We start from the raw sequence: 12891 nt of genomic DNA, 5'->3' as shown, positions 1-12891 counted from the left end.
CTCTCCAGACATAAAGTGAAACTAGAATCAATCGAGAGTTTTCTTCAGCTCTACTAATGATTCACACTCACAAATACATAAATCTACTTGTCCATCCTCTAATGATAGTAAAAAACAGGCTATTCGCCAACCCTTTCATCTACCTCTATCATACAAAAAGAAATGATCCTTATAAATAGGATCATTCCATTTTATCATATGCCTCGATAATCCGCTGCACAAGTGGGTGTCTTACAACGTCAGATTGGTCTAATTTAACAAACGAAATCCCCGATACACCTGATAAAACATGCGCAGCAACTGAAAGTCCTGATTTCACACCCTTCGGTAAGTCAACTTGCGACGGATCACCTGTGACAACCATTTTTGAACTAAAACCGAGGCGAGTTAAAAACATTTTAATTTGAGCACCCGTTGTATTTTGTGCTTCATCTAAAATAACGAAAGAATCATCCAGCGTTCGCCCTCTCATATACGCAAGAGGCGCAATTTCAATCGTCCCTCTCTCCATCATACGTTGCGTATATTCTTGTCCAAGAATATCATGAAGCGCATCATATAAAGGACGTAAATAAGGGTCTACTTTCTCTTTTAGGTCCCCTGGTAAAAAGCCCAGACTTTCACCCGCTTCTACAGCTGGTCTTGTTAAAATAATCTTTTTTACATACCCTTGTTTTAAAGCTCGCACAGCCATTACCACAGCTAAATAAGTCTTTCCTGTACCTGCAGGCCCTATTCCAAACACAATATCGTTCTTCTTTAGCGCATGAATATATTGCCTTTGGCCCATTGTCTTCACACGAATTGATTTCCCTTTTGCTGTTTTAAAAATTTCCTCTTCATATAACTCTTCAAAATGAGCTATTTTCCCTTGACGACCAAGCTGAATTGCATATGCAACATCTCGTTCAGAGATCGATACACCTTTGCGAATAACAGCAAGTAATTGCTGTAAGATTTTTTCTACGAGCGCTACAGCTTCATCCGTTCCAGATACACGAACAGCTTCTCCTCTAGTTACAATTGATACACCAAGTTCTCTTTCAATTACTTTTAAATGAGCATCATTTACTCCAAAAAGAGCAATTGCTTCGTTATGATTTTCCAATTGTTGGTTCATTTCTACTAATTGTTCTGCCATTACTCAGTCTCCTTGAATATCGGATTCAGATATTGGTTGTGGTTCTGCAATATTTTCAATCACCGTATAATGTAATGTGACTTTTAGATGCCCCACCTCAACCTCTTTACGCAAAATCTCATCACTTATAATCATAGCATGTTCATCCAATTTTTTCTTCAGTTCTTTTTCGGCCATTTCTTTTGCAACTTTCATTGCTTGCTTTTCTGTATATTCACGATTCGCCTCTTCTTCTTCTCGGACAATTTCTTTTTCATAAGCAATTGGTAATGTAAATCCAAACAATTTCACATCATGCTTCACACTTTCAGTACGAGAGCGTTTATATTTATCATGTTGAAATCCCCATATTTTTATTTTAACACTTCCAAATCGCAGAAAATGTTCATTATACGAATTTCCTGTGTATACTTGAAATCGAGTATTTAATGGAACATTCACCTCAGATTTATACCATGTTTCTCCATATACAATTCCTTTAGCAGAAACAATTGTTGGATTATCTTCCTTTCCAAACATCCCTGACACAAGAAGTTGTCCCTTTTGCACATAATCGTTTTTCATTACAACCGGCTTCCCAGTTTCCACAAATGTTTGTTTTATTATCGCTTCTTTTTTTGCAATTAAATTTTGTGGTTTTCGCTCTTGCTCTTTCTCTGGCTCATTTTTTTCAACAATTTTAAAACGGTATGTTGTCCCCTTTATTTCCAAACCAGCCCACGTAATTGCATTAATATTATCTGTTAAATGTCGCTGAACATCCTCGACGCTCGGCATTTGAAATTGCAGCCTTCCTTTTTTAATCCCCATTTTGTCCAATTCTTTCATCAAAATATATTCCGTTTCTGGTTTCGCTCCTGTAATCTCAATTTTCCAAACCATATTGGATAAAGCAATCATGCCGAAAAAAAAGATAAGAAATCCAATTAGAAAGCCACTGTTTTTGAGCAAACGCTTATTCCAAAACGGAAAACCGAAACGTCCAATAAAATATAGCTTGCATTCATTTTTTCGATAGATTGGTCTCAACCGCTTCACATCGCGAAGCAACATACAAAATACTAATGTATCTTCTGTAATCTTTTTAACATCCCATACAAGCAAATTTCTACGGACACACTCATTAATAAAGCGTTCCACTCCTCTACCTTCGATTCGAACTTTCACATATCCAACCCACCGTGTAAACCATTGATTTTTCATCGTCCGCCCCACTACCTTTCTCAAAAAGCACAGGTGTTACGTCACTATTCTAATCAGTGCTTTCTTCACCTTTTATCCTTCAAATAGCTCGTACGAAACGAAATAAGAAGAAAACTTCACTTATGGAAGTTTCACTTCATGTTTCTTTTTTCTCATTTTCTAAAAATGTTACTTGTTCAATGATTCCTTCAAGTAAAAGTTCTTCTGGAAGAATTGTTTTAATAACAAATGATTGCCCTTTGATTAATAATTGACCATGTTTTAATAACAACCGCACCTCTTTATCCGTAAATACTAATAACCCTCGATGATTTTCTATATAAATATGTACTTGCCCGACAAGGGTAATACGAGGTAGATCCATTAGTACATCCACTGGAAGGTCTATCTGCTTTGTTAGCCAATTTTTCATTTGTAACAATTTCTTCATCTCCAAGACCCCCTCTCATCCCATATGTATGAAAAAAGGGCTTGTAATATCACGTCCAAACAGAAAAAAGCATAAAAAAGCGTCTCATTTCCCATGAGACGCTTTTTTATGCTAATAGCTGTGCAACCAGCTTATTCACTTGTGACCCGTCTGCTTTACCTTTTACTTTCGGCATAACAGCACTCATCACCTTACCCATATCCGCTTTAGAAGCAGCACCAACATCAGCAATCACTTGCTTAATTACGTTCGCAAGCTCTTCCTCTGTTAATTGCTCCGGCAAATACGTGCTTAAAATCTGAATTTCTCTTTGCAGTTTATCAACAAGGTCATCACGACCAGCTTTTTTAAATTCAAGGAGGGAGTCCTTATGCTGTTTTACTTCACGAGCTAAAACTGTTAATTCCTCTTCTTCAGTAAGAGTATGTTGCAGTTTAATACCTTCATTTTGCAAAGCAGCCTTAACCATACGAATGACGGTTAATTTTTCTTTTTGTTTATTCTTCATCGCTTGTTTCATATCATCGTTTAAACGACCGAGAAGACTCATAACTTACACCCTCTCTTAGAATTTACGCTTTCTTGCCGCTTCAGATTTCTTCTTACGTTTTACACTTGGTTTTTCATAAAACTCGCGCTTTCTTGCTTCAGCAAGTGTACCAGTTTTAGAAACCGATCTTTTAAAACGGCGAAGTGCATCCTCCAAAGACTCGTTTTTACGAACGACTGTTTTTGACATTCTCTTTCCCTCCCTCCGAAACATCACACTTACATACTAACTTCAGCATGCAAAAAGAAACACTTCTTCAGCATGTCTTTTACGATTATAATACATTTTGTCACTTCAGGTCAACTATTTGACAGAATAAAAGAAGAGTAGATGCTCTTCCTTTTTCCAAAATCTATTTAAATTACATGTTACAACTATTATTTTTTTACTTGTTAAACGGATAAATTCATAAAAGAATACCGAACACTTTACCCCTTGGTCGAGGCAAAAACACTCTCTACCTAGTACTCCAATGCCCAGACCCTTGCGGCAAATAACCTTCCGCACAAGAAAACAAAAAGCGCCTTCTGCGTGAAAGAACCTTAACCGACAGGACTAAACAGTCGGCTCTGTACGAAAGAACATTTGCCATTCGAGTCTAAACAGGGCACTTCCACTTTTATATCAATAATCAGTTGTTGCTGTTTTTCCACTTACTAGGGCTACGCCTGCACTTGTACCGATACGCGTCGCTCCCGCTTCTACCATTGCATCCATGTCTTGTCCGTTACGAACACCACCTGAAGCTTTTACGCCGACTTCTGGTCCGACTGTTTTTCTCATTAACGCTACATCTTCTACTGTTGCTCCTCCCGTTGAGAATCCAGTTGATGTTTTTACGAAGTCTACGCCTGCTTTTACAGATAATTCACAAGCTCGAACTTTTTCTTCTTCTGTTAATAGACATGTTTCAATAATAATTTTCACAAGCGCTTTCCCTTTGGCAGCTTCTACAACCGCACGAACATCACGCTCTACTAATTCATCATTTTTATCTTTTAGTGCACCAATGTTAATTACCATATCAACTTCTGTCGCACCTTTCGCAATTGCATCTGTTGTTTCAAACGCTTTTGTTTCTGGTGTACTTGCCCCAAGTGGAAATCCGATTACTGTACAAACTTTTACATCTGTACCCTTTAATAAGTCAGCAGCTGTTTCAACCCAGGTAGGATTTACACATACAGATGCGAAGTCATGTTTCTTTGCTTCTTCACATAATGTAACAATCGCTTCTTTTTTTGTATCTGGTTTTAATAATGTATGGTCAATTAATTTTGCATAGTTCATTTTTCATATGCCCCTTTCTTCACTACACGGTTGTCTGACAAATATAACGGTTAGCATTATAGTATGAAATATTACAACTTCATATCTTAACTTATCCCCCAAACAAAAAAGCATGCAAACCTTTTCGTTTGCATGCTTTCATATTACGCACTTGCTGATTCTTTTTTTACATCCTCTTCAAGAACACGAACAAATTGTGCTTCGTTATATGGGTAACCAGCTTTTGTAATTTTCACTTTTACTAGTTTTCCAATTAATTCTTCAGATCCTTCAAACACAACTTTTAAGTAGTTATCTGTATAACCTACGTATAATCCTTCACGATCTCCGTCTTTGAAAGGCTCTTCTGGAATAATTTCAAGAACTTCTCCTTCAAATTGAGAAGCATATTCTTTCGCTAACTGATTCGACAATTCAATTAAACGATGAACACGATCATTTTTCACATCTTCAGGAATTTGATCATCCATACGAGCTGCAGGTGTACCTGTTCGTTTTGAATAAGGGAAAACGTGCAGTTCAGAGAAACGGTTTTCTTTAATGAAATTGTATGTTTCCATAAATTCTTCTTCCGTTTCACCCGGGAAACCAACAATTACGTCTGATGTAATCGCAAGACCTGGCAGTGCTTCTTTCAAACGATCTAAGCGCTCTTGGAAAAATTCCATCGTATATTTACGGCGCATACGTTTTAATACAGTGTTAGATCCTGATTGCAGCGGAATGTGCAAGTGGCGCACAACTACTTCAGATTTATCTAATACTTCAATTACTTCATCTGAAATTTGGCTCGCTTCAATGGAAGAAATACGAAGACGTTTTAAACCATTTACTTCAGCTTCCATGTCGCGAAGTAATCCAGCTAAGTTATAATCCTTCATGTCTTCACCGTACCCACCCGTATGAATACCAGTTAAGACGATTTCTTTATAACCTGCATCCACTAATTGCTGCGCTTGATGAATAACTTCTTTTCCATTACGAGAGCGCATTAAACCACGTGCCCAAGGAATAATACAGAACGTGCAGAAGTTATTGCAACCTTCTTGTATTTTTAAAGATGCACGTGTACGGTCAGTGAAGTATGGTACATCTAACTCTTCATATACACGCGTTTTCATAATGTTACGGACAGCATTAATCGGCTGACGTTCTTTACGGAACTCTTCGATATACCCTAGCATTTTCTCACGATCTTGCGTACCCACAACGATATCCACACCTGGGATCGCCATGATTTCTGCTGGAGACGTTTGTGCATAACATCCAGTTACACAAATAACAGCGTCTGGATTTTGACGTACAGCACGTCGAATAACTTGGCGGCTTTTTTTATCTCCAGTATTTGTTACTGTACATGTATTGATTACATACACATCAGCTTTCTTTTCATATTCAGTTCTATCATAACCACCTTGTTTAAACAATTGCCAAATCGCTTCTGTTTCATAGTGGTTTACTTTACAACCTAACGTATGGAACGCAACAGTTGCCATTGATCATCACTCCATCAATTCAAAATGATAAGAAGCAGCACTTAACGCATAAAGCGGCGCTGTTTCTGTTCGTAAAATCCTCGGTCCTAAACTACATGGTACAAATTTATGTTCACGAAGCGCAGAAATTTCTTCCTCAGACAAACCACCTTCTGGGCCAAATACAATCAACAGTTTTTGACCTCGTTCAAGTGCCGTTAAAGCCTTCGCAAAATTAGCTTTTTCACCTTGTTTTGCTTCCTCTTCATACGCCACAAGACAAATATCATAATCACCGCTCATCGCAAGCAATTGTTTAAATGATGCCGGAGCATGCACATCTGGAATCTCACTTCTATGTGATTGTTCCGCCGCTTCTTTCACAATTTTTTTCAAACGCTCAACTTTTTTATCTGCTTTTTTCGCATCCCATTTTACGATAGAACGAGATGCTTGAAATGGTAAAAACGCGGCTGCTCCAAGCTCAGTTCCTTTTTGAAAAATTAACTCTAGCTTGTCTCCTTTTGGCAGTCCACTTGCAATCGTCACAAACACTGGCAGTTCGCTTGACGCCTCTACCCATTCTACAATAGTACTATCCACAAATTCACTGGTAATTTCAGCAATTGTACACATTGCTGTTTTACCGTTTACACAGCAATAAATGTGGTCACCAGCTGACATACGCATCACTCTTGCGATATGATGCACATCATCACCTATAATACGAATACTTGCATCATTTACATACTTCTCTTCTACAAAATAACGTTGCATCTCATCACCTTAGCAAAGTTTCGTTCCTTTCGTAAGTCCGCACTTACGAAAAGAACGAAACGTTATCATTTTAATATAACAAACGGCAAGTCCCTCACCTTTATAGCGAGAGACTTCTCCATTCATTATAATCATAAATTATATATTACGCATTTCGTGCAATGATTGCTACCCAATCTTCCATTCTTAACACTTCTTCAATTGTAAATCCAGATTTTTCTAGAGCTTCAGAAATTGTTTTTTCTTTTGCTGCAATAATACCAGATGTAATAAATAGCCCACCCTGTTTTACAACTCGCGCCGCATCTTCAGGGAATAAAAGAATTATTTCCGCAAGTAAATTTGCTACAATCAAATCTACCGGACCTTCAATACCTTCTAACAAACTATTTTGTCCTACAGATACAACATCGTCCGTTTTATTTAAACGAACATTCATCTCTGCACTTTCAACCGCAACTGGATCTAGGTCATATGCCTGAACAGATAACGCACCTAATTTTGCTGCAGCAATACTTAATACACCAGAACCTGTTCCAACATCAATGACTGTATTACCTGGCTGAACCGTTTTTTCTAGCGCACGAATACACATCGTTGTTGTTGGATGTGTCCCTGTACCAAACGCCATACCTGGATCTAACTCGATAATTTTTTCCTTTGGAGAAGCAGGTGTATATTCTTCCCATGTTGGCACAATTGTGAATGTATCAGAAATTTGAACTGGATGATAATATTTCTTCCAAGCAGTCGCCCAATCTTCTTCATCGACTTCATTAATCGTAATATTTCCTGTACCAATTTCGATGTCGAAAGATGGAAGTACATCAATAGATGATTTTACACTTGCAACTGTTTCATGTAAAGAATCCGTTTGCGGGAAGTATGCTTTTATTAACACGCCATCCTCTGGATATTCAGATGGATTGAGTGCATAAATTTCACCATACTGTTGCTCACGCTCTTTTGTTAATTCTGCCGGATCTTCAATCGCTACGCCGCTAGCACCTGCTTCGTGTAAAATATGAGAGACAGCTTCTACTGCTTCCTCTGTTGTATGAATACTAATTTCTGACCATTTCACAATTTACCAACTCCATTTTTTATTTCCATTATTCCCCTTTGAAAGCTCGTTTAAGCTTTCCGAATAAGCTATCATCTTGATCTTCTTGTCCCGCAAATTCACGCAATAATTCTTTTTGATGCGATGTTAATTTCGTCGGTACAACAACACGAACGACTACGTATTGATCACCTTGACCATATCCGCGTACATTTGGAGCCCCTTTTCCTTTTAAGCGGAATTCTGTTCCAGTTTGTGTTCCTGCTGGAATTTTTAATTTCACTTTTCCATGAACAGTTGGAACTTCTACTTCAGCACCAAGTGCTACTTGCGCGAATGTTAATGGCATTTCACAAATAATATGATCCCCATCACGCTCGAAGAATTCATGATTTCTCACATGAACAACAACATATAAGTCCCCAGCCGGGCCACCGTTCACACCCGCTTCACCTTTACCAGACACACGGATTTGTTGGCCATTATCGATACCTGCTGGAATTTTAACGTTAATTTTTTTACGTTTACGCACTTTTCCAGAGCCGTGACATGTTGTACATTTCTCTTTAATCATTTGGCCAGTTCCTGAACAATGTTTACACGCTTGACGATTTACAATACGACCAAATGGCGTATTTTGTTCTACACTCACTTGACCTGTTCCTGAACAATGTTTACATGTTTCTTTTGAAGTTCCTGGTTTTGCCCCACTGCCATGACATGTATCACAAGGGTCTTCTACTGGAATTTCAACATTTAATTCCTTACCAAAAATCGCCTCTTCAAAGTCTAAAGTAACTTGATATTGCAAGTCAGCACCTTGGCGCGGCGCATTTGGATCACGGCGTCTACCGCCACCTCCACCAAAGAATGAGCTAAAGATGTCTTCAAATCCGAATCCACCACCAAAGTCCCCACCGCCGAAGCCGCCAAAACCTTGATTTGGATCTGCATGACCAAACTGATCGTACTGCGCACGTTTTTGATCGTCACTTAATACTTCATATGCTTCTTGTACTTCTTTAAACTTTTCAATTGCATTTTCTTCTTTACTTACGTCTGGATGGTACTTTTTAGCCAAACGACGATAAGCTTTTTTAATTTCATCTTTAGAAGCGCCCTTGCTAAGTCCAAGCACCTCATAATAGTCTCGTTTATTCATAAATTTGTAACCCCCGAATCTTTCACATAAACGTAATTTTAACACCGAAAGAAAGTGCTTTGCAACAAAGTTTCCTCACTTACAATATGCAAAGCCTAAAACTTAAGACCTTCTCAAGAATGTCTTAGTACAAATAACCACTTTTTCTTATTCGTGAAAAAAGCCAAAGCCAAGGCACGCTTGACTTTGACTTTTTGTCATCTTACTTATTATATTTTACTGTATTACTTGTCTTCTTTTACTTCTTCAAACTCAGCATCAACTACATTGTCTTTTTTCGCGCCAGCGTCTTGTGCTCCTTGTGCACCTTCCGCTTGCCCTGCAGCCGCTTGAGCTTGCTCATATAGTTTAACAGTTAATTGTTGTACGATTTCTTGAAGAGCATCTTTTTTCGCACGGATTTCATCAAGTTCGTTTTTCTCGATTGCCGCTTGTAATGCTTCTTTTGCTTCTGTTGCTTTCGCTACTTCAGCCGCATCTACTTTACCTTCTAAATCTTTTACAACTTTGTCTGTTTGGAATACAAGTTGGTCAGCTTCATTGCGAAGTTCAACTTCTTCCTTACGTTTTTGGTCAGCGTCAGCATTTGCTTCTGCTTCTTGTACCATACGATTTACTTCTTCATCAGAAAGACCTGAAGAAGATTGGATTGTAATAGCTTGCTCTTTGCTTGTTCCTAAGTCTTTCGCACGTACATTAACAATACCGTTCGCATCGATATCGAATGTTACTTCGATTTGTGGAATACCACGTGGTGCTGGCGGAAGGTCTGTTAATTGGAAACGACCTAGTGTTTTGTTATCAGCTGACATTGGACGCTCACCTTGTAATACGTGAATGTCTACTGCAGGCTGGTTATCAGCAGCTGTTGAGAATACTTGTGATTTACTTGTTGGAATTGTAGTGTTACGCTCGATTAACTTTGTGAATACGCCACCCATAGTTTCAATACCTAAGGAAAGTGGAGTTACATCTAATAATAGAACGCCTTCTACATCACCAGTAAGTACACCACCTTGAACTGCAGCACCTAACGCTACAACTTCATCAGGGTTTACACCTTTATATGGCTCTTTACCAGTTTCACGTTTAATTGCTTCTTGTACAGCTGGGATACGAGTAGAACCACCAACAAGGATAACTTTATCTAATTCACTTGGAGCAAAACCAGCGTCTTTTAATGCACGACGAGTTGGCTCTAATGTTCTTTCAACAAGACCTGCTGAAAGCTCTTCGAATTTTGCTCTTGTTAAATTTAATTCTAAGTGTAATGGACCCGCAGCTCCAGCACTAATGAATGGTAATGAAATTTGTGTTTGTGTTACACCAGAAAGATCTTTTTTCGCTTTTTCAGCTGCATCTTTCAGACGTTGAAGCGCCATTTTATCTTGGCTTAAATCAATGTTGTTTTCTTTTTTGAATTCAGCTACTAAATGATCGATGATAACTTGATCAAAGTCATCTCCACCAAGACGGTTGTCACCAGCAGTTGAAATAACTTCAAATGTTCCGTCTGCTAACTCAAGGATAGATACGTCAAATGTACCGCCACCTAAGTCGTATACTAGAATTTTTTGTTCTTCATCTTGTTTTTCTAAACCGTAAGCAAGTGCTGCTGCCGTTGGTTCGTTAATAATACGTTCTACTTCTAAACCAGCAATGCGACCAGCGTCTTTTGTTGCTTGGCGCTCTGCATCGTTGAAGTATGCTGGAACTGTAATAACAGCTTTCGTTACTGTTTCACCTAAGTACGCTTCAGCAGAAGCTTTTAAGTTTTGTAAGATGATTGCAGAAATCTCTTGAGGTGTGTAATCTTTACCCTCAACTTCTACTTTGTAGTCTGTACCCATATGGCGTTTAACAGACATAATTGTATTTGGGTTTGTAATTGCTTGACGTTTTGCAACTTCCCCTACTTGACGCTCTTCATTTTTGAAAGCTACAACAGAAGGTGTTGTACGGTTTCCTTCTGGATTTGGGATAACCTTTGGTTCTCCACCTTCCATAACAGCTACACAAGAGTTTGTTGTACCTAAGTCAATACCGATAATTTTACTCATGGCGAATCCTCCTACTTTTATGTAAATTATTGATTTACTTTTACCATTGATGGGCGAATCACACGGTCTTTTAGTTTATAACCTTTTTGGAATTCTTCCACAACCGCATTTGATTCAAACTCGCTGTCTTCTACTTGCATAACAGCTTGGTGTTCATGAGGATCAAACTGTTTACCAACAGCTTCAATCGCTTCAACACCTTCTTTCGTCAACGCTTCTAACAATTGACGATACACCATTTCCATACCTTGTAATAAGGACTTCATTTGCTCGTCAGTTGCTTCTACTTGCATCGCTCTTTCAAAGTTATCAAGAGCCGGCAAAATATCTGAAACAAGACTTTGTGCTCTATATTTTTCAGCAGCCTGTTTATCCATTTGAACACGGCGCTTATGATTTTCAAAATCAGCTTGTAGACGTAGCTTTTGACTTTCCGTTTCCGTCAGTTTCGCTTGCAATTCGTCTACTTTTTCTTGTAAAAGAGCCGCTTCACTTTTTTCTTCTACTACAGTTTCTTCATTATTTTCTGCTGTAATAGTTTCTTCAGTTTGCGCTTCTTTCGCTTCTTCAACTACTTGTTCGTTACGCTCTTCCACAACTTTCACCTCCTTAAAAGGAACTAGAGCTCACGCTAGGCATGAGCATCCAAGCATAAATTTTATGTTACACACCAGCAATGATCCTATTCATTACTCGAGCGAATTTATTATTTTGATTTATACACTCCGTTTAAACCATCTGTAAATTGTCTTGTAAACAATTGTAACAAACTAATTACACGAGAATATTGCATTCTCGTTGGGCCTAGGATTGCAATTGTTCCAAGCTGTTCTTCTCCAATGGAATATGTTGCAGAAATTAAGCTACAATCTTCCATAGCAGTCGCAGAATTTTCTCGACCGATTTCCACTTGAATACCGACTTGTTTATGACGCAAAATATCATAAAATGCGGCTTCATTATCGATCATAGTCAGCAAGGAGCGTACCTTTTGAATATCGTGAAACTCCGGCTGCGAAAGCATATTAGCTTTTCCGCCAAAGTATATCTTTTCCAATAAAGGCACTTGAAATGTACCATCTAGTATTTTTATTGCACTATCATAATTATGGACGTAGCCACGTAGAACTGTCACAATCTCTTTTAAAATTTTATTGTGTAATTCTGCCATCGGTACACCAGATAGCTTTTCATTTAAAATATTAACCATCTTTTCTAAATCTGATAAATCAACAGATTCCGGAACGGTAATCGTTTTACTTTGTACATGCCCTGTATCCGTTACAATAATCGCGACTGCTGTTTGATGATCAAGCGGAACAATTTGTACATTTTTAAGCTTATTTGTACCCACTTTCGGCCCAAGAACTATCGCCGTATAATTTGTGAGTTCTGATAAAATTTGAGCTGATTGCTGGGCAACCTTTTCTGCTTCAAAAATTCTTTCAGCAAATAAATCCTTAATCTGTACAATCTCCTCATTGGGTAAATTTTGTGGTGCTAAAAGATGATCTACGTAAAATCGATATCCTTTTTCTGACGGAACCCGTCCAGAAGAACTGTGCGTTTTTTCAATAAATCCTAGTTCCTCTAAATCAGCCATTTCATTTCGAATGGTAGCTGAACTAAACGTAATTTCATCTTTTTTAGCTAACGTTCTTGACCCAACAGGCTGTGCTGATCCAATAAAGTCATCAATAATTGTTTGTAAAATTAAGAGCTGACGTTCCGTAAGCATCT

The 12891-nt window shown here is 38.2% G+C and carries 13 protein-coding genes; all 13 read right to left on the bottom strand.

The features are described 5' to 3' along the window. Positions 1-181: 181 nt before the first annotated feature. The 13 genes from HRG09_RS01170 to hrcA all read right to left on the bottom strand — a co-directional run bounded on the left by HRG09_RS01170 (position 182) and on the right by hrcA (position 12889). Positions 182-1141 (bottom strand): PhoH family protein, encoded by a 960-nt coding sequence (locus tag HRG09_RS01170; RefSeq protein ID WP_174098967.1) that lies wholly within the window; start codon positions 1139-1141, stop codon positions 182-184. Positions 1142-1144: 3 nt separating this feature from the next. Further along, positions 1145-2344 carry a sporulation protein YqfD gene (yqfD, locus tag HRG09_RS01165; protein WP_174098966.1) on the bottom strand — a complete coding sequence of 400 codons (1200 nt, stop codon included), beginning with the start codon at positions 2342-2344 and terminating at the stop codon, positions 1145-1147. Between the two features lie 136 nt (positions 2345-2480). Further along, a complete protein-coding gene (yqfC, locus tag HRG09_RS01160) occupies positions 2481-2774 on the bottom strand; it encodes a sporulation protein YqfC (protein ID WP_002057789.1) in 294 nt (97 codons plus the stop codon). Positions 2775-2880: 106 nt separating this feature from the next. Continuing rightward, a complete protein-coding gene (locus HRG09_RS01155) occupies positions 2881-3324 on the bottom strand; it encodes a GatB/YqeY domain-containing protein (protein WP_174098965.1) in 444 nt (147 codons plus the stop codon). A gap of 15 nt (positions 3325-3339) precedes the next feature. Further along, positions 3340-3513, bottom strand: a complete 174-nt coding sequence (rpsU, locus tag HRG09_RS01150) for a 30S ribosomal protein S21 (RefSeq protein ID WP_000048061.1) — start codon at positions 3511-3513, stop codon at positions 3340-3342. A 435-nt stretch (positions 3514-3948) separates the two neighbouring features. Next, positions 3949-4614, bottom strand: a complete 666-nt coding sequence (gene deoC / locus HRG09_RS01145) for a deoxyribose-phosphate aldolase (RefSeq protein WP_174098964.1) — start codon at positions 4612-4614, stop codon at positions 3949-3951. Positions 4615-4757: 143 nt separating this feature from the next. Beyond that, positions 4758-6110 (bottom strand): tRNA (N(6)-L-threonylcarbamoyladenosine(37)-C(2))-methylthiotransferase MtaB, encoded by a 1353-nt coding sequence (mtaB, locus tag HRG09_RS01140; protein WP_174098963.1) that lies wholly within the window; start codon positions 6108-6110, stop codon positions 4758-4760. A gap of 6 nt (positions 6111-6116) precedes the next feature. After that, entirely contained in the window at positions 6117-6866 is a 750-nt protein-coding gene (locus HRG09_RS01135; RefSeq protein ID WP_174098962.1) for a 16S rRNA (uracil(1498)-N(3))-methyltransferase, read from the bottom strand. Between the two features lie 145 nt (positions 6867-7011). Beyond that, entirely contained in the window at positions 7012-7950 is a 939-nt protein-coding gene (gene prmA / locus HRG09_RS01130) for a 50S ribosomal protein L11 methyltransferase (protein WP_174098961.1), read from the bottom strand. A 28-nt stretch (positions 7951-7978) separates the two neighbouring features. After that, positions 7979-9091, bottom strand: coding sequence for a chaperone protein DnaJ (dnaJ, locus tag HRG09_RS01125; RefSeq protein ID WP_001042031.1), 1113 nt, complete (start codon positions 9089-9091; stop codon positions 7979-7981). A 224-nt stretch (positions 9092-9315) separates the two neighbouring features. Continuing rightward, positions 9316-11151 (bottom strand): chaperone protein DnaK, encoded by a 1836-nt coding sequence (gene dnaK / locus HRG09_RS01120; protein ID WP_174098960.1) that lies wholly within the window; start codon positions 11149-11151, stop codon positions 9316-9318. A 26-nt stretch (positions 11152-11177) separates the two neighbouring features. Next, complete coding sequence (gene grpE / locus HRG09_RS01115; protein WP_174098959.1) at positions 11178-11747, bottom strand: nucleotide exchange factor GrpE; 570 nt, start codon at positions 11745-11747, stop codon at positions 11178-11180. Positions 11748-11857: 110 nt separating this feature from the next. Continuing rightward, positions 11858-12889, bottom strand: a complete 1032-nt coding sequence (gene hrcA / locus HRG09_RS01110) for a heat-inducible transcriptional repressor HrcA (RefSeq protein WP_174098958.1) — start codon at positions 12887-12889, stop codon at positions 11858-11860. Between the last annotated feature and the right edge of the window lie 2 nt (positions 12890-12891).

This window comes from Bacillus sp. Xin1 (assembly GCF_013314535.1).
Lineage (GTDB): Bacteria > Bacillota > Bacilli > Bacillales > Bacillaceae_G > Bacillus_A.
The sequence above is the reverse complement of the archived record's forward strand: the minus strand, read 5'-3'. Positions and strand labels throughout refer to the sequence as shown.